Annotated in this window: 19 protein-coding genes; 3 read left to right on the forward strand and 16 right to left on the reverse strand. The window is 37.7% G+C overall.

Going from position 1 to position 18493, the window contains the following annotated elements; all coding sequences use genetic code 11:
* Positions 1–38: 38 nt before the first annotated feature.
* Genes rhaM through rhaB form a run of 4 tightly spaced genes read right to left on the reverse strand, consistent with a single transcriptional unit; the run spans position 39 to position 4017 of the window.
* Complete coding sequence (gene rhaM / locus AB3I72_RS09465) at positions 39–350, reverse strand: L-rhamnose mutarotase (RefSeq protein ID WP_104806444.1); 312 nt, start codon at positions 348–350, stop codon at positions 39–41.
* Positions 347–1195: a rhamnulose-1-phosphate aldolase gene (gene rhaD, locus AB3I72_RS09470; protein ID WP_181035415.1), complete on the reverse strand. Its 849-nt coding sequence runs from the start codon at positions 1193–1195 to the stop codon at positions 347–349. The genes rhaM and rhaD overlap by 4 nt, the downstream gene beginning before the upstream one ends.
* A 27-nt stretch (positions 1196–1222) precedes the next feature.
* Positions 1223–2509 (reverse strand): L-rhamnose isomerase, encoded by a 1287-nt coding sequence (gene rhaA, locus AB3I72_RS09475; protein ID WP_368023864.1) that lies wholly within the window; start codon positions 2507–2509, stop codon positions 1223–1225.
* Positions 2506–4017 (reverse strand): rhamnulokinase, encoded by a 1512-nt coding sequence (gene rhaB / locus AB3I72_RS09480; RefSeq protein WP_368023865.1) that lies wholly within the window; start codon positions 4015–4017, stop codon positions 2506–2508. Before rhaB ends, rhaA begins: the two co-directional genes overlap by 4 nt.
* Before the next feature lie 118 nt (positions 4018–4135).
* On the opposite strand from rhaB, the gene AB3I72_RS09485 reads away from it, so the two are divergent.
* The gene (locus AB3I72_RS09485; protein WP_002386087.1) at positions 4136–5008 is read left to right on the forward strand and encodes an AraC family transcriptional regulator; all 873 of its coding nucleotides are present in this window, start codon (positions 4136–4138) and stop codon (positions 5006–5008) included.
* A gap of 147 nt (positions 5009–5155) precedes the next feature.
* Here AB3I72_RS09485 and AB3I72_RS09490 read toward each other — a convergent pair whose 3' ends face one another.
* From AB3I72_RS09490 to AB3I72_RS09535, 10 genes are all read right to left on the reverse strand, one after another.
* Positions 5156–6451, reverse strand: a complete 1296-nt coding sequence (locus AB3I72_RS09490; RefSeq protein WP_104806446.1) for a TRAP transporter large permease — start codon at positions 6449–6451, stop codon at positions 5156–5158.
* A 35-nt stretch (positions 6452–6486) separates the two neighbouring features.
* A complete protein-coding gene (locus AB3I72_RS09495) occupies positions 6487–6963 on the reverse strand; it encodes a TRAP transporter small permease (protein WP_033601166.1) in 477 nt (158 codons plus the stop codon).
* 14 nt (positions 6964–6977) lie between these two features.
* Complete coding sequence (locus tag AB3I72_RS09500; protein ID WP_368023866.1) at positions 6978–7985, reverse strand: TRAP transporter substrate-binding protein; 1008 nt, start codon at positions 7983–7985, stop codon at positions 6978–6980.
* A 20-nt stretch (positions 7986–8005) separates the two neighbouring features.
* Positions 8006–9112 carry a glycoside hydrolase family 105 protein gene (locus AB3I72_RS09505; RefSeq protein ID WP_002385348.1) on the reverse strand — a complete coding sequence of 369 codons (1107 nt, stop codon included), beginning with the start codon at positions 9110–9112 and terminating at the stop codon, positions 8006–8008.
* A 230-nt stretch (positions 9113–9342) separates the two neighbouring features.
* Positions 9343–10131: a gluconate 5-dehydrogenase gene (locus tag AB3I72_RS09510; protein WP_104806448.1), complete on the reverse strand. Its 789-nt coding sequence runs from the start codon at positions 10129–10131 to the stop codon at positions 9343–9345.
* Between the two features lie 21 nt (positions 10132–10152).
* Positions 10153–10992, reverse strand: coding sequence for a 5-dehydro-4-deoxy-D-glucuronate isomerase (kduI, locus tag AB3I72_RS09515; RefSeq protein WP_002355301.1), 840 nt, complete (start codon positions 10990–10992; stop codon positions 10153–10155).
* Between the two features lie 12 nt (positions 10993–11004).
* Complete coding sequence (locus tag AB3I72_RS09520) at positions 11005–12012, reverse strand: sugar kinase (RefSeq protein ID WP_086281370.1); 1008 nt, start codon at positions 12010–12012, stop codon at positions 11005–11007.
* Between the two features lie 4 nt (positions 12013–12016).
* Entirely contained in the window at positions 12017–12664 is a 648-nt protein-coding gene (locus tag AB3I72_RS09525; protein ID WP_368023867.1) for a bifunctional 4-hydroxy-2-oxoglutarate aldolase/2-dehydro-3-deoxy-phosphogluconate aldolase, read from the reverse strand.
* A 160-nt stretch (positions 12665–12824) separates the two neighbouring features.
* A complete protein-coding gene (locus AB3I72_RS09530) occupies positions 12825–13577 on the reverse strand; it encodes an IclR family transcriptional regulator (RefSeq protein ID WP_002355294.1) in 753 nt (250 codons plus the stop codon).
* Between the two features lie 130 nt (positions 13578–13707).
* The gene (locus AB3I72_RS09535) at positions 13708–14175 is read right to left on the reverse strand and encodes a MerR family transcriptional regulator (RefSeq protein ID WP_002383688.1); all 468 of its coding nucleotides are present in this window, start codon (positions 14173–14175) and stop codon (positions 13708–13710) included.
* Positions 14176–14275: 100 nt separating this feature from the next.
* Here AB3I72_RS09535 and AB3I72_RS09540 point away from each other — a divergent pair, with 100 nt between their 5' ends.
* On the forward strand, positions 14276–15793 hold the full coding sequence (locus AB3I72_RS09540; protein ID WP_002389910.1) for an MDR family MFS transporter: 1518 nt from the start codon (positions 14276–14278) through the stop codon (positions 15791–15793).
* Positions 15793–16497, forward strand: a complete 705-nt coding sequence (locus AB3I72_RS09545; RefSeq protein ID WP_368023868.1) for a DUF4811 domain-containing protein — start codon at positions 15793–15795, stop codon at positions 16495–16497. The genes AB3I72_RS09540 and AB3I72_RS09545 overlap by 1 nt, the downstream gene beginning before the upstream one ends.
* A 54-nt stretch (positions 16498–16551) precedes the next feature.
* Here AB3I72_RS09545 and AB3I72_RS09550 read toward each other — a convergent pair whose 3' ends face one another.
* Positions 16552–17781 carry an ABC transporter permease gene (locus AB3I72_RS09550; RefSeq protein WP_002355288.1) on the reverse strand — a complete coding sequence of 410 codons (1230 nt, stop codon included), beginning with the start codon at positions 17779–17781 and terminating at the stop codon, positions 16552–16554.
* The gene (locus AB3I72_RS09555; RefSeq protein WP_368023869.1) at positions 17778–18488 is read right to left on the reverse strand and encodes an ABC transporter ATP-binding protein; all 711 of its coding nucleotides are present in this window, start codon (positions 18486–18488) and stop codon (positions 17778–17780) included. Before AB3I72_RS09555 ends, AB3I72_RS09550 begins: the two co-directional genes overlap by 4 nt.
* Between the last annotated feature and the right edge of the window lie 5 nt (positions 18489–18493).

Below are 18493 nucleotides of genomic sequence, written 5' to 3' on the forward strand. Positions count from 1 at the left end.
ATCATACGATTCACTATAACAAACTGTTCTATTTTAAATTATAATTCAAAAACTTTTTTTAATTCAGTCGTCACCGGCGAGCAATCAGGATTTGTTTCCATAATATCTTCCATATAGTTCCACCATTTTTGATTGATTGGCGTCAGTGCTATTTGCTCCCAGCGAGCTTCATCTTCTATTTCTAAATAACCAAAAAGTGTACTGGTTTCAGAATTTAAAAAAATTTGATACTTAATTGCCCCATGTTCTTTCAGCATTTGACGCATTTCTGGCCATAACTCCTCATGACGTCGTTGATATTCGGCATGTTGATCAGGATATACTTGCATACAAAAGGCTTTTTTTATCATAGCTTTCTCCGTTTTGATACTTTCTCTTCCAAATAGCCAACTTTCGGTGTCACACCAAACGCTTCTGCTAAGCGCCATAAATCTGCATCTGAAATTGTTTGGCGAACGCCTCCTTGCGCACAAACATAAGTGTACACTTCAGCGGCTTTTTCGGCAGTTTCAATTAAACCAAATACTTCATCCATATCACGGCCAGTACCATAAATACCATGTTGCGGCCATAAAACCAAACGAGATTCTTTCATTTTTTCAGCCGTTGCTATACCAATTTCATTCGTTCCAGGAACCAACCATGGAATAATACCAACACCGTCTGGAAATACTACTAAACATTCGGTACACATTTGCCATAATGTTCTAGTAAAGACTTTTTCATCTAATTCGTGGGTAAAACTCATTGCTAATAAATGACTCGCATGATTATGCATGACAATGCGATTTTCTGGATCAACAGCTAAACGAGCAATATGGCTCATAAAATGGCTAGGTAATTCACTCGTTGGCACAGCTTCATCTTCTAAGCCCCACAATAGTTCCAATTCCTGGCCATTTTCACTAACTCGTAAAATCCCTAAGTTTTCGCTTGGTGCATCACAGACATTTTTAAAATATTTTCCTGAGCCTGTCACGATAAAATATTTTCCTGCTAATTTCGTTGCATCAAATTTCATTGGAATCTTTCGGAGCACTTGTGTTGGATTTAGAAAAGGTAAAATCTCCTCCTCTTTTAATAAATACGAAATATTTCCGCCATTTCGTTCATCCCAACCTAAACGATATAAATTTTTGGTCGTTTTGACCATTTCTTCCACAAATGGTGCTTGTAACACGTTCATTTTTTTCATTTTAGAAGTTCCTCTCGTTTGTTAATTTTATGAAAAACGACAACTATCTTTACCTGTTGGCAATTGACGAGTTGGTAAAATCACTTTTTCGTATTCTTGAACATCCGTTAACCAATCTAAGCCGATAGGTACGTGATTTTCTTGACAGTAGTAGTTCCAGATATCGGCGAATGGAAAGTCTTTTAACTCTTCCGTTAAGGCTAAACGTGTGGTAAAATCTCCTATAAATTCAACTTCTTTTAAGACGTTTGTTGGCTCAAGCATCGCTTTCATTAACGCTTTTTGTGTATTGCGAGTGCCAATCACCCACGCGGCAACACGATTGATTGTGGCATCAAAGAAATCTAAGCCCACGTGTGTTTTTCCTAATAAATCATTGCGAACTAACTCCTTGGCAATTTCTTGCAATTCATCATCCATAATGACAACGTGGTCACTATCCCAGCGAACTGGACGACTGACATGTAATAGCATTCCTTCGCCAAATAAGGATAATGAGGATAACTTATTAGAAATCACTTCTGTTGGATGAAAATGACCAGCATCTAAACAAATTAATTTATTCCGCGTTAAACCGTAGCCCATATAAAATTCATGAGACCCAACTGTATAGGCTTCTGAACCAATCCCAAAGAGCTTGCTTTCCACCGCATCGACTGTATAAGCTGGATCAATTTCCTCTGAAAAAATTTCATCTAGCGAAGCCATTAGCCGCTTTCTCGGCGTTAAACGATCAACTGGGTTATCTTTAAAGCCATCTGGCACCCAAAAGTTATTGACAGCTACTTGTCCTAATTCTCTTCCAAAATATTCAGCAATTCTTCGTGAACGTTTCCCATGCTCAATCCAAAAGTCTCGAACTTGCGGATTCGGATGAGCTAAAGTAAAGCCATCGCGGTACATTGGATGCGAGAAAAAAGTTGGATTAAAGTCCAATCCTAAGCCATTTTCTTTTGCCCACGTTACCCATGGTTCAAAATGCTTTGGTTCCAGTTCGTTTAAATCCACCCTTTCCTCTGTGTCTAAATAAATAGCATGCAAATTCAATTTGTGTTTTCCTGGAATTAAAGAAAACGCTTTTTCTAAATCTTGACGTAGTTGCTGGGGACTTCGAGCAACGCCTGGATAATTCCCTGTAACTGAAATACCGCCAGAAAGTTCATCCTCACTTAAGAAGCCTCTCACATCATCTCCTTGCCACACATGCATTGAAATTTTGACATCAGCCATTTTTTCCAATACAGCTTCGGTATCTACGCCAATACTGGCATATTTTTCTTTCGCTTCTTCATATTTTTGTGTAATGGTTGTCATAATGAGCTCCTTTTCATAAATGCTTGATAGCGATTTTTTATTGTTGAATCAATTGGATTTGCTTGATAGATTTCCGTGGGAAAAGATGTTTGAATACAAGTACGAGCTGCTGGAATATCTTTAAGTTCACCTGTTGCAATCATCTGCATCAAAAGATTACCTAAAGCAGTTGCTTCCCCAGGTCCCGCTTTCACTGTAACATTAGCAATATCAGCAGTTAGCTGGTTCAATAAACGATTATTGGAACCACCACCGACAACATGTAAAGTTGTAATTTTCCGTTCGATTCCTGTTAATTGAGCTAATTTTTCTAGTTCTACGCTGTAACACAATGCTAAATTATCATAAATACAACGAGCGAGTTCACCAGGGCTTTCAGGAACTGTTTGCTGTGTTTCACGGCAATAAGCTTGTAATTCAGTAATCATATTTCCTGGATTTAAAAAACGAGGATCATTTACATCAATAAATTGTTGAAATGCTGGTTCTTTTTCAGCTAAGGCGGCCAATTCAGCATAGCTATATTGGTAGTTTTGGTGCCGTGCCACTTCTTGAATTAGCCACATACCCATAATATTTTTTAAGAAACGAATTGTGTTCTGGGCGCCCCATTCATTCGTGTAATTTTCTTGGAAAGCTTCAGCAGAAATTGTTGTAACAGTAGTTTCAATGCCTAATAAAGACCAAGTACCACTGCTAATGTACGCCCAGTCATCGCCAATGCCTGGCGTACCTAAAATTGCTGAAGCTGTATCATGACTAGCTATCGTAATCAACGTTGCATTTGGTAAATCATAGTCTGGAAAAACCGCTGTTTGCAGGTCGCCTAAAATCGTGCCCGGCTCTACTAATGTTGGAAATAGTGTTTCATCAATTCCTAGGAAATCCAGTAATTCACTTTCCCATTGTTTCGTTCCAGCATTCAACAGTTGCGTGGTGGAGGCGTTGGTTGCTTCGATGACTGCTTTTCCAGTAAAGACATAACCTAAGTAATTAGGGATTAACAACAATTGACTGGCTGCAGCCAAACGTTCCTTTTCCTCTACAAATAACTGAAAAATGGTATTAAAAGGTTGAACTTGAATCCCCGTTTGTTGGTACAATTTTTCTAATGAATAGCCTTTTGAAAAATTTGTTACAGCTGCTTCTGTCCATCCATCTCGATAAGCAATCGGTTCGTCCAAAAGTTGTCCAGATTGATCCAGCAGACAATAGTCAACACCCCAAGTATCAATTCCAATAAAACATTCCTTGATACCTAATTGTTTAACTTTTTGCAGACCAAGCAGTAACTCATGGACTAAACTAGCCATATCCCAACGCTGATACCCATCTTTTTGATGAAAACCATTTTTAAAACGATGAATTTCTTCTATTGTTATCTGACCATTCGCTAAGCGTTGACTTTTCATTATGCGACCGCTAGAAGCGCCAATATCAACCGCTAAATAGGTTCGTTTCTCAACTTGTTCTTTTTTCACTTTGTTGATAGTTGTCAATCCTTTCACTATTTTTATTTTTTGTACGTTAGACTAACTTTATGTATTATCATAAACAAAAAATAGCGCTTTCACCTCTCACAATTTTGAGATATAATTGTACTATCTTGGTAATTAGGAGGTTCTTATGGATTATTGGGAAAAAGCCGACTACTCTTGGTCAGACGATTCTAAGCGACATATTTTGACACCTAGCAGCAAAAGTCGCACACTTTTTTATTACATACAGGAAATTGGACAGTTTAAAGCCTCGCGCCCTTATTATACGGAGCGGGCACATTTACCATCATACTTAATTAAATTTACGCTAAATGGTACTGGGGAATTACGCTACCGTTATCACACATACAGCTTACAGAGAGGTGATTTATTCTTTATTGACTGTCGGGATTATCAATACTATCAAGCAACCAGCGAAGAGCCTTGGGAAATGGACTGGATTCATTTTGAAGGAGGAAATTCTGGTGCTTTTTTCCAAGAATTTATGAAAAATGGTTCACCGGTTTTCTCCACTAATCAGCTTCCAGAAGATAATCCTATTCATTTAATCATTCAGCAGCTATTACAATTACAAGATTTACAACATGCGCAAACTGATTACCAGTCTTCCGTTTTAATTCATCAATTACTGAACGAATTATTGTTGCAAAAGTATCGTCAAGACTTTACCTACGAAACGATTCCATCATTGGTTTTGGAAATGAAAGCTTACATTGATCAACATTTCAAAGAAACAATTTCTTTAGAAGACTTGGCTCAACTCTTTCATTTAAATAAATATCAATTGAACAAAGAGTTCTCCAAATACATTGGATTACCGCCAATTAAATATCAAATTAGTAAAAAAATTTCTTATTCAAAAGATTTACTACGCTATTCTAATCAAACAGTGAAAGAAATTGCTGTAGATGTTGGTTTAGAAAACTATGCTTACTTTAGTCGATTATTTAAAAAGCGAACTGGATTAACTCCTAGTCAATACCGTAAAAGTGGCTTCTAAAAAATCTCTCTATGACACATAACGTCATAGAGAGATTTTTTATTTCTATGCCTCCTAAACTCAATATTTTATAGTAAATTACCAAATCTAGTTGATTGAACAACTTATATTTCGCTCAATTGGGGTTGTTAGACAATTTGTATTGAATTAAGAAATTAGATTTGGTAACCACATGACAAGTTCAGGTACATATGTGATTAAAAGTAAAATTGCTAAGATTACCAGATAAAATGGAACTAGTGGTTTCAGCATTTGCTCAGCTTTAACACCCCCAACACTAGCACCAACATATAATCCTGTTCCAACAGGTGGTGTAATTGAACCAACACACAAGTTCATAATCGCAAATAAACCAAAATGAACTGGATCCACCCCAACATTCATAACAATTGGTAAAAAGATTGGCGTAAAAATCAAAATAGCTGGACCAACATCCATAAACATTCCCACAAACAATAGGACAACGTTTACTAGTAATAGAATTAAGTATTTATTGTCTGTGATTCCTAAAATAGCTGTACTGATTGCTTCTGGTATCCCTGTAAAAGCCATCGCAAAAGACATCATTGAAGAAGTTGCCAACAAGAACATAATGGTTCCACTCATCAAGACAGCCTCTTTTAACATTTTAGGTAAATCGTTTATTTTCACTGTTTTGTAGTAAAACATTGAAATCAATAATGAGTATGCGACAGCGATTGCTGATGCTTCAATCGCTGTAAATAACCCCGTCAAAATACCGCCAATAATAATGACAATTAACAATACACTGGGAACTGCTTCTAGCAGAACCTTGCTGACTTCTCCTTTTTTTGCTTTTGCCACAGTAGGATAATTATGACGTTTTGCAATAACATAGGCTACCACCATAATTCCTAACGCCCACAAAGAACCTACCAAATAACCTCCTAAAAATAAAGAAGAAATAGAGGCCCCACCAGCCACCAATGAATACATAATAAACGCTGTACTTGGTGGAATAACCATTCCTGTAGGAGCAGAGGCAATATTTACAGCCGTTGCAAATTTCCGATCATAGCCCTCATTTACTTGTTGCGGAATTAGCACGCCACCAATAGCAGTAGATGCTGCAATTGCAGAGCTAGAAATCGAACCAAATAATGCGTTCCCTAACACATTAGTATGTGCTAGCGCGCCGGGAACACGACCAACAAATAACATAGAAAAATTTACCAACTTTTGGGCAATTCCTCCATTATTCATAATCACGCCAGAAAAAATAAAAAACGGAATTGCTACGAGAGAGAAACTATTTAAACTAGAGACCATTTTTTGAGCTGAGGTAAATGCAGCTGCTTCAAAAGGAATTACTAATAACAATGTTGCAATTGAAGATGCCGCAATGCTCATACCAATTGGCATACCAACTACCAATAAGACTGCAAAAACTACAAATAAGATAATGCCTGCTTCTAAAGCCATATTTTTACTCCTATTCTTTTTCTTCTATAAACGCATTAAGAATCTTTTGATTGCGTGAATAACTCTAGCAAATTCATCAAACTATAAATAAACATCAAAACACCTGCTACTGGAACGGCTAAATAGACATAACCCATAGGAATTGCCAAAGATGGTGAAATTTGTCCTAACGTAATTACTACACCATTCCAACCGCCAAATATCATAATCACTCCTGCAAAAAGTAGGAACAACAATTGAACAATAAATTCTAAAAAGCGTTTTTGTTTCCCTTGTAATTTTTCACTTAACAAAGTTACTGCTAAATGTCCCTTTTTTCCAACCACATAAGCAGAAGCTAACATCGCCAGCCAGACCAATGCAAAGCGAACAAATTCTTCTGTTAAGGTACTAGGATTTTTTAACACTGTCCGGGCAAACACTTGGTACAAAACGACCAAAACCATTGTAGCAAGAATGATTGATCCAAGTATTTCTAAAAGTCGATTTAAAAATTTTCTAAAACCTTTCATAATTACCTCCTTAATTAGTCCGCCAACTGGCGAATAGCCTGATACAGTTCGCCATATTCTGAGCTATTTTTGAATGATTCATGCAACGGTTGAACGAGTTTTTGGAATGGTTCACTGTCTACTTGATTGAACACAACGCCATATTCTGCTTGTGCTTTTTTCTTTTCTTCTTCAACCGCTTCTTTAAAGACCGTTTTTTCAAAAGCGGTCGATTCTTTTGCTGCTTCTTCGATCGCTTGTTCTTGTTTCGCTGTCAAACGTTCTTTTGTCCCCTCGTTCATAATCACAATATCTGGCACTCGAGTATGCTCATCATAAGAATAATATTTAGCCACACCGCCATGGCCAGCTGTATATAAAACGAACTCATTATTCTCTGCACCGTTGATTAGATTAGATTGTAGAGAAGTATATACTTCCGAACTACCCATAGGTACTGGCGAACCCCCTAAAAGTTCTACCATTTTGATGGCGGTTTCACTTTGCATGACCCGAATTTTTTTACCTTTCAAATCATCTGGAGATGTAATAGGCCCTTTGCTCATATAAAAACTTCGTTGACCAGAGTCATAATAAGTTAAACCAACAAATCCTAATTTTTTTGTAGAATCATACACTGGTTGCATTAGCGCTTGATTATCCATTACTTTAAAAAAATGTTTTTCATTATCAAAAATATACGGAATGGCAAATACAGAATAATCTTTAGAAAAACTTTCTAATGCTGATCCACTGACCTTTGCAAAATCAATTGCACCTGTTTGTGTTAATTCAATTAGTTCTGTTTCTCCCCCTAATTGACCATCTGGAAAGTATTCAATTTGAACTTTACCATCTGTTTTTTCCTCTACCAATTCACCGAATTTCTTCATAGAATCGATAACTGGTTGGCTATTACTAGCATACGCATAGCGCAAGACTACCGTATCATTTGCCGAAGCTTCTGTTTTGCCACAACCACTTAGCAACTGTAATCCTGCCAATACCATAACTGCTGTAAATAAAACCTTTCTTTTTTTCATGAACTTTTCTCCTTACTTTTCTAGCAATAAGAAACAAGCAATTCAGTCAAACATAGGATTGTTAATGATTGACCATACGGCATCGCTGTCATTCCAATTGTGCGATAAAAATCTAAATTATCACCCATTCCTGTACCAACTGACACATGTTGTACTTCTCCCGTTTCATCAATCTCATTTAGTAAGCCAGCAATTGCTTTGTTTGCCACTTCTTCATATTCAGAAGAAATATATTTTTTATGAACCGCTTTTAAAATCCCATAAGCGAATCCCGCTGTAGCAGAAGATTCTAAATACGAATTTGAATCATTAATTAATGTATGCCATAAACCAGATTCATCTTGGTATTTTGCTAAAGCTGCCACTTGCGCATTGAGGGTACTTAATAAAAATTCCCGTAAACTATCACCTTTTGGCAACTCTAAGATTTCAATAATTTCTGGAATAGCAATCGTAATCCAGCAGTTCCCTCTTGCCCACAGTGCTTCCGCATAGTTATGATTTCCTTCAAAAGTCCAACCGTGATACCATAGACCACTTTTTTTATCTTGTAAATATTTAATATGGATTAAAAATTGATGCTTTGCTTCTTCCAAATAATCGAGCCGATTCAATAACTTACCAATTTTTGCCAAAGGTAAGACAGTCATCATTAACGTATCATCCCATAATTGATTTTTATTTTCTGGTCCATATGTCGCATGTTGCAAGCCACCTTCATTCGTTCGGGGCATTTCTTCCATCACCCATTCCGCCCATTGCTCTAAGTAAGGTATATATTTAGAGTCTTTAGTGTCTTCATATAGATAAGCCATTGTTAAAAGCGGAGCCATCGTATTCACATTCTTAGGCGGCGCACCTTCTTGCATCCGACCTTCAAACCAGTCGTTAACTACTTGTAAAGCTTTTTCACTTTTAGTATTTCGATAATTCTTATATATACCATACAACCCAACGCCTTGCGGCCAGTTCCAAATCGTCCAACTTTTGTCATCAACTTTTAAACCATCAAAATCTAACAGAAATTCACCTGTGTTATCTTTAATCGTTGTTAAATTTCTAATTAATAAGTCAATCGTTGTTTCTACTGTATCTTTTGGTATGAATTGTTCCTGTTTAATAATCATCGGCAATCAAAACTCCTTTTCCATCCCACCAGCGCAAATGAAACGCTTTCATTTTTTTTGTAATTTTAGTTTAGCAAGGAATGTTAGCAAATTATATAGTTAATCTTGACGAATTACTGTCAAAAATTGACTTTTTTTAAAAATTAGATACGGTTTTTACCAATTCAATCAATGAGTAAATAACAAAAAACGGACATCCTTTTTAGGTATGTCCGCTTTTTGTTACTTATTTATGGTTGTTTCCCAATATAAGCTAAAATTCCACCATCAACATATAAGATATGTCCGTTAACAAAGTCAGAAGCGTTAGATGCTAAGAAAACTGCTGGGCCAGCTAAGTCTGCTGGTGTGCCCCAACGATTAGCAGGTGTTCGTCCCAAGATGAATTCGTTAAATGGATGCCCTGGTTCTCTTAATGGCGCCGTCTGTGGCGTTTCAATGTAGCCAGGTCCAATCCCATTACATTGAATATTATATTGTCCATATTCAGAAGCAATATTTTTCGTTAACATTTTTAGTCCGCCTTTTGCTGCCGCGTACGCACTAACTGTTTCACGACCTAGTTCACTCATCATTGAACAGATATTGATAATTTTGCCATGACCCTTTTCAATCATATCTGGAATAACCGCTTTTGCCATAATAAATGGCGCATTCAAGTCAACATCAATCACTTGACGGAACTCTTCTGCTGACATATCCACCATTGGAATTCGTTTAATAATTCCCGCATTATTGACTAAAATATCAATAGAGCCGACTTCTTCTTTAATCTGAGCAACCATCGCTTGAACTTGCTCTTCATCAGTGACATCACACACATAACCACGTGCTTCAATCCCTGCAGCCCGATAATTTTCCATGCCTTGTTCAACTGATTCAGGAGATAAGTTATTAAAAACAATTGTTGCTCCTGCTTCCGCTAGGGATTTCGCAATCTCAAAGCCAATCCCATAAACAGCACCTGTAATTAACGCTACTTTTCCATCTAATTGAAAATCATTCATTTTAAATTCCATGTTTTCTCCTCTTTCTTGAGTTTATTTTAATTGATCCATTGCAACCATATCCATGTCTGTGTACGTAATATTTTCTCCGCACATGGCCCAAATAAAGGAATAATTACTTGTACCAACCCCAGAATGAATTGACCAGCTTGGTGAAATGGCTGCTTGTTCATTACTCATTACTAAATGTTTCGTTTCATCTGGTTTACCCATCATGTGGAAAATCCGCGTATCTTCTTCCATATCAAAATAAACATACGCTTCCATACGACGTTCATGTGTATGACAAGGCATTGTATTCCAAGCGCTGCCTGGTTCTAAAATGGTATAGCCCATTTGTAACTGGCAACTTTCACAAACGTTCGGATGAATGTATTGGTAAATTTTACGTTGGTTCAATGTTAATGGATCACCCGTTTCCATTGGGGTAATTTCATCAATACTAATTTTTACGTTGGGATATTTATGATGTGCTGGGACACAACTAATGTAAAATTTTGCTGGATTATCAGGGTTTTCTGAAGAAAAACGAACATGTTTTGTTTCTTTCCCAATATAATAGCCATCTTGTTTTTTCATTGTTTCTTTGGCGCCATCAATTTCAATAAAGCCGGGTCCCCCAATATTAATAACTCCTAGTTCACGACGTTCTAAGAAATAATCAACTCCTAATTCCTTGTCCAAAATAATTTCTAATTCTTCTGTGGTCGGTGTCACACCACCAAAAATCATCCGATCATTATGTGTGTAGGTTAAGCTGATTGCACCTGGAATAAAAACTTTCTCTACTAAAAATTCATCTCTCAATTGTTCTGTTGAATAGTGACGGATATCCGCCGGACTATGTGTATAACGTGTTTCCATATTTTGCATAACTAAAATCTCCTATCTATTTATTTTTCCTGAGCCCGTTGCCAAAAAAGCAAGGACTTCTTTTTGACTAAATTGATTACAATCACCATGGACAGTATGTTTTAACGCACTAGCCGCTGTCGCAAAATCAATGCAGGTTTGTGGATCATAGGCAGCTAATATGCCATGTAAAACCCCACCAGCAAACGCATCACCGGCACCGACACGGTCAACAATCGGTTGTAATCGATGACATTTGGACGTATAATACGCACCTTTGTACCATAGCGTTCCGATTAATTCATTATCTGTCGCTGAGTGTACTTGACGTTTGGTTGAATAAAATACTTGAATGTTGGGATAACGTTCTTGCATTTTTCGGTAGTACCACGTTAATGCGTCTTCAAGTTCTTCCTCTGGTTCTGGAATCTCCAGTAAATAACGAGCATCTAATACCCCAGCTGAACAAATATCAACAAATGGAAGAATGGCCTTCAATGCCACGCCCGCTTCTTTCTGGGACCAAAGTTTCCCTCGATAATTAATGTCAAAACTTACTTGGCACCCTGCTTGCTTCGCTGCTTTAACTAGCGCAACCGTCATACTTTGCCAATTTTTTGATAACGCCGCTGTAATTCCTGAAATATGAAAGATCTCTACTCCTGAAAACAGCTCATGTAAGTCCCATTCCATTTCTTCGATTTGAGCAAAGCTTGAATAGGCGCGATCATAGACAACACTGGCTGCTCGTTCTCCTGTACCAGTTTCCAAGTAATACGTTCCTAGGCGTGTTCCGCCAGTTCGTACAAATTCCGTTGAAACCCCATAACGACTTAAATGCTTTTTGGCGGCTTCTCCTAATGAATTATCGGGCACTTTACTAGCAAAAGTCACTTGGTGGCCATAGTTCGCTAACGAAATCGCTACATTCGCTTCCCCACCGCCGTAATGTACAGCGAAATTTTCTGTTTGTGCTACGCGTATTCCGACAGGCGTGGACAAACGCAACATGATTTCTCCCAATGTTACGACTTTCCCCATGTGGCTACCCCCCTTTGATTGCTTGGAATTTTTCCATATAGGCATGGGCAACCTCACGAACTTTTTCAAAATCCCCAGTTGCTGCTGGTGCTAACAGATTGCCACCAACACCGACGGCCGTCACACCTGCGTCAAACCACTCGGCCATATTTTCCAAACTGACACCACCCGTTGGCATAATATTTAACTGAGGCAATGGCGCTTTAAATGCCGAAATAACACTCGGTCCATAAACACTTCCCGGAAATAGTTTAATAATATCTGCTCCGCTTTTCAGTGCTTCTTTCATTTCTGTGATGGTCATACAGCCTGGCAAGTAGGGAACTTGATATAAATTGCAAATTTTAGCGGTTTCTTCATCGAAGCTTGGACTCACAATATATTCAGCCCCTGCTACAATAGCTAAACGAGCAGTCGTAGCATCCAAAACTGTCCCTGCACCAATGACTACGTTAGGATTTTCTTTGTATAACGCAACTAATTCCTGAATCACTTCTGTTGCTTGAGGAACAGTAAAGGTTAACTCAATCCCCCGCATACCGCCTGCTACAATAGCTTGACTAGCTTTTAGCGCTTCCTCTTTTGTCTTTCCGCGAACCACAGCAATCACGCCAGCATTTTCTAATTTTTGTAAAATTGATACTCGCTTCAACAGACTCCCTCATTTCTTATTTAGAAATATATATTTATTATAAAGAAATTTACAACTTCATTATACAGATAAAAAAAGAAAATGCAAACGTTTTTACAAAAATAAAAAAAGAAAGACAAACAAAAATCCCAATTGACTTTTGTTTGTCTTTCTTTTTCTACTATAATTTCGCTTCAATCGCTGCTTTTGTCGCTAAAAGGGCTTGATTAATCGTCGTTTTATTTTCCTCTGTCAAACGATATTTCGGCATGCTTACACTAAAAGCACCCGCAATTTCGCCATCTTTCATTAAAGATACTCCGCTACAGAAAATATCTTGTTCAATTTCTTCATCATCGTAAGCAACCCCCGTTTGTTGCACTTGTTTTAATTCTTTTTTCAAACGCAAGGGATTGGTAATCGTATTTTCGGTATAGGGAATTAATGTCTGCGTGTCTAAATATTGTTGCACTTGTTCTTCCGAAAATTCTGCTAAAACGGCTTTACCCATGGCCGAATTATACAAAGGTCGAGTAATTCCCACTTTCGAGGACATGCGAATGGTTTGATTTTTCGGTTCTAATTTATTGATATACAGAATTTCATTATTATTTAAAATCCCTAAATGAATGGTTTCATCGACCGTATTTTGAAGGTTTTCTAAATAAGGTACCGCAATTTCAGCTAAATCGATTTGCTCCACACTTTGATTCGCATAGCGAATCAATTTTGTTCCTAAGCGGTACGTTTTGTTCGTGTCTTTTTGAACATAGCCAATTAATGTTAAGGTTTCTAAAATTTTGATTGCCGTTGATGCCGTCATTTCGGTATTCTTTGCAATTTCCTGTAAGGTTTGATCGGGTTGTAAACTTAGACAGTCCATGATTTTAGCCGCTTTTAACAAGACTGTTCCGTAAGGTTTTGTTTCTTTCATCGAAACCCTCCTTTTCCATATAAGAAATTATATAGAAAAATAAAGAAATTGCAAGAAAAAAAGAACTCGAAGATTCATTCAGTAACGTTTTACTTTCACTTCAGGTCTTTCTCCCAGTCCTATTTCATTCTTATTTTCTTTTCTTTAACTCATCAGAAACATCTGCATCCTTAGGAATTAAAAGATACTCACTGACTTCTGTGGTTTCATTAAATACGACATATAATTTTTGTTCTTCATCGAAATCGCCCAAATCAATCGCTACGTAATTGGGACAAACTTCTGAGATACCATGAAACATTTGACTAAAGATTTTTTTCGTCATCCCCACATTACGATGCTGCTCTTCTGCTTTTTCCACCGCACTTTGTAACGTATATCCTTCATCTAAAAAACGCTTGATCCAATGCACTTTGACGACTGTATGTAACCGATATTTCCGTGGACCGTTTGCGTCTTTCGCAATGGAAGAAATATACCCTTTTTCTTCCCAATAACGAAGTTGACGTGGCGAAACTTCAGCAATTTCACTTAGTTCACTAATTCCTATCAACAAATTTTCTTCATTTAACAAACGCTGAATCATTTTTGACCACATTAGTTTAACTTCCTTTCCCTTATCCTTTCCTTAATTGTAGTTTTTTTTACACCTTTGTCAAGTAAGTTGACAAAGATTCTAATTAGTTGTAAAGTAGTTAATGCAATTTAATTTGAAACTTACAGAAAAAGGAGCGATATATGTGACTTCACAACAACCTGTGGATATTCACGGAAAACCTTATAACCGGTCGTTACTAGTCGGCGTTTTACTAATCGGAACATTTTGTACGATTTTAAACCAAACACTTTTAACGACGGCCTTACCTACATTAATGAAAGAATTTGATATCTCAGCTTCAAGTGTACAGTGGCTAACCACTGGATTCCTACTTGTGAACGGCATTATGATTCCCATCAGTGCTTGGTTGATTAACAAATTTAGTTCAAAAAAATTATACATAACAGCGATGTCAACGTTCTTAATCGGAACCATCATCTGTTTTGTAGCGCAAGACTTCGGCATGTTATTGACTGGACGTCTTGTTCAAGCCGCAGGGGTCGGTGTATCTATGCCTCTTTTACAAACAATTATGCTTTCAATTTTCCCGCCTGAAAAACGTGGCGCTGCCATGGGCACAACGGGAATTGTTATCGGATTAGCACCCGCTTTAGGTCCAACATTATCTGGTTGGATTATTGATTCTTATACATGGCGTGACCTTTTTGGGATGGTCATTCCAATTGTCGTTTTAGTCCTAATTTTAGCTTCATTTTTAATGAAAAATGTCATCCAATTATCTAATCCAAGTATCGATGTCTTATCGGTCATTCTTTCTACTCTCGGCTTTGGTAGCTTACTTTACGGCTTCTCAAGCGTTGGTGATAAAGGTTGGGGTAGCCCGCAAGTCTATGGATTCTTAATTGTTGGTGCGATTGTTTTATGTCTTTTTACATATCGACAATTGCATTTAGAACAACCTTTCTTAGAACTACGCGTTTTTAAATCAAAAGTCTTTACTGTTGCAGCCATTTTATCTGGCGTAACCAACATGGCAATGATTGGCGCCGAAATGGTTTTACCTTTGTATATCCAAAATATTCGTGGCGAATCTGCCTTCCATTCAGGGTTAATGCTTTTACCAGGAGCGTTAGTCATGGGACTTATGATGCCAGTAACTGGTCGCATTTTTGATAAAATTGGTGCCCGTCGTCTTGCGATTACCGGGATGTTTATTTTAACAGCTGCAACGTTACCGTTTGCTTTCTTAACAAAAGCAACACCTATTATTTATATCATTGTCCTATATGCGATTCGGATGTTTGGTATTTCGATGGTCATGATGCCTGTGACAACTTCTGGCATGAATGCTTTACCAATGAATTTATTAAGTCACGGAACTGCTGTAAACAACACCTTCCGACAAGTAGCCAGCTCAATTGGAACAGCTGTTTTGATTAGTGTTTTAACAAATGTTACCAAAGACGGCTTACCTGCATCAGACTTATTAAAAACAGCCCCACTCGCTTATCGCGATCAAGCAACAAACGCAACATTAAACGGCTATCACGCAGCCTTCTTCGTGGCAACAATCTTTGGCGTTCTCGGCTTGGCGATTACTTTCTTCTTAAATAAAAAAGAAGCGATGCCGGTTAAGGAAGTAGGTGCAATGAAATAATGATTATTTTTCTTTTAATCCTTTGCGTGTTAGGCTTTGCCTACACAAATGTATTTGGCCGAAAAGTCTGGCATAAATTCTGTATGGTTATTTTTGGTTTAGGCTTCTTAGCTTCGTTAAGTCTTATCGTTTTAAACGATAAAGATCATTTTGGTATGACCGAAGTTACTCAGGACAAAACGTTTGAACTAAAAAGCAGTAGCGCAAGCAAAGATGGCCCCAACATGTTATTGTACCAGCCGTTGGGCGATGGTTCCGAAAAAGTTTATTTATATAACACACCAGATAAAAAGAAACTACAAAAAACAGGAACGGAAAACGTCACAAACACAGTTCAAAAAGATGCTCAAAAAGCCACATTAGTCCAAAAAACGACGAAATGGTCCTATCAAGAGGCCTGGGCCAAAACACTATTTGGCCTTGCTGACAACGATAACCAATTTGCAAAACAAGAAAACACCTTCAACGTTGCTAGTGACTGGCTAGTTTTAAGTGCTGATCAAGCCAAAAAATTAGGCGAATATATGGAACAACATGCCGCTGATATCAAAAAAGAAGGGACTGAAACAGTTGGCAAAAAAATGATGGCTGCTATGATGGCGAATCCATCAATGTCCCAAGAAGAACAAGCGAAACTCACCGAACAATATACCAAAGAGTTTCAACAAGAATTGATTCAGAAAATTCTTAGTGATATGAAATAAAAAAGCGAGCTTGATAGGATCATCAAAAAAGATGTGACTACCAAGCTCTTCTTTTTAATTATAAATCGCTTTAATCGGATCCATCCTCGAAGCACCAATTGCTGGAATAATTCCGAAAAAGATACCTGTGAAGACCGAAACCAATGTTGAAATGGCAAAGATGGACGGCGTAATAATTGGCGTAATCGAAATATACCCACCGACCACAGTTGCCAATAAGTAGCCGCAGCCGACACCGATCAAACCACCAATCAATGTGATAAACGCTGCTTCCATTAAAAATTGGAATAAAATGACTCGTGGTTTAGCACCAATAGCCCGACGAATCCCGATTTCTCGTTTCCGTTCCGTGACAGACACATACATGATGTTCATGACGCCAATTCCCCCGACTAATAGGGAGATTGCAGTAATTGCCATCAGAAACATCGTCATACCCGTGACCATTTCTTCCATTTGTTGTTGGAGTTGTTGGTCTTGGTCGTTTTCTTTAAACGTTCCTTTCACTTCAGGATGATTTTCACTTAAAATGGTGATTGCCTGTCCTAAAATTGCTTCACGGTCCGCTCCCTCACGAACCTTAATATTGATGCCACTAATTGCTTTTGTTTTCGCTAATTTATTGTATGATTCTCGAGAAACAAAACTACTCATAGCAGTTGCCCAATCATCGTTCATACCCAAACTATCTAAATCTTTTGGTGCTAAAATACCAATCACCTTGTACATATAACCACCAATTGAAACAGCTTTTCCAATGAGTTGGCTAGGATCATCAAGCCGAATTTGCGCTTCAAAGATATCATGATTTAAGACAATCGCATCTGTATTTGCATCGCTCGGTTGAAAATCACGACCATATAAAATATCATTCTGCCCTTTAGTCGACGTAATGGATAAATTCGCCTGCGCCCCAAAATAATCCATTGGTACAAACAAATTGTCTCCGCCCCCCATCATTGATTCACCATATTGAGGATAAATACTTTCAATTCCTTGAATGTCTTGTAATTTTTTCAAGTCCACTCGGCTAAACGTATAATCTGGCTCTTCATAGGACATAAAATTGTCACTGCTACCATCCGACATTGTATAATGAATCTTCAAAACATCCGCGTTCACTGCACTGGATGCCTTCACAACTTGACGCTTCATCCCTTCACCTAGCGCAGAAATCGTTACGACTGATGTAATCCCAATAATAATCCCGACCATCGTTAAAAATACCCGCAACTTATGTGCCTTTAAGCTTAAAAAAGTACTAACAAATAAATTAGCAATCATCTAATCACCTCTTCTTCCAAAAAGCGACCATCTTTCATATGAATCACTCGTGAGGCATATTTTTTCATATCTTCATCATGTGTCACCATGACAATCGTTTTGCCCTGTTCATTCAATTCTTTCAATAATTCCATAATTTCTGTGCCCGTTTCACTATCCAATGCCCCAGTCGGTTCATCAGCCATAATCAATAATGGATCATTCACCAAGGAACGAGCAATGGCTACTCTTTGTTGCTGTCCTCCAGAAAGTTCAGTAACTTTTGATTTGGCTTTTGTTTCCAACCCGACAATTTTTAGGTATTTTTCAGCAATCGCTTTTTTCTCAGCGCGGCTTTTTCTCCCTTCATAAACACAGGGCAATTGAACATTTTGACTAACATTTAAGGAATTAATTAAGAAAAATTGTTGAAAAATAAACCCTAGATATTCATTGCGAAAGGCTGATTTTTTATTTTCAGACAATTTTGAAACATCTGTTCCTGAGAAATGATAACTTCCGTCTGTTAAGCGATCCAAGAAACCAATAATGTTCATCAGCGTTGTCTTACCGCTGCCGGACTTCCCCATGATTAAAATGAACTCTCCTTGATGGATGGTCAAGTTCAATTCTTTTAAAACATGTAGTTTTTCCTTACCTACCGGATAGAACTTGTTAATGTCCCGCAATTCAATGAGGGGTTGATTTGTATTGTTTGCTTCCACCATCAGGC

The sequence above is a fragment of the Enterococcus sp. GC34 genome (assembly GCF_040886645.1).
In the GTDB taxonomy this organism is placed as follows: Bacteria; Bacillota; Bacilli; order Lactobacillales; family Enterococcaceae; genus Enterococcus; species Enterococcus faecalis.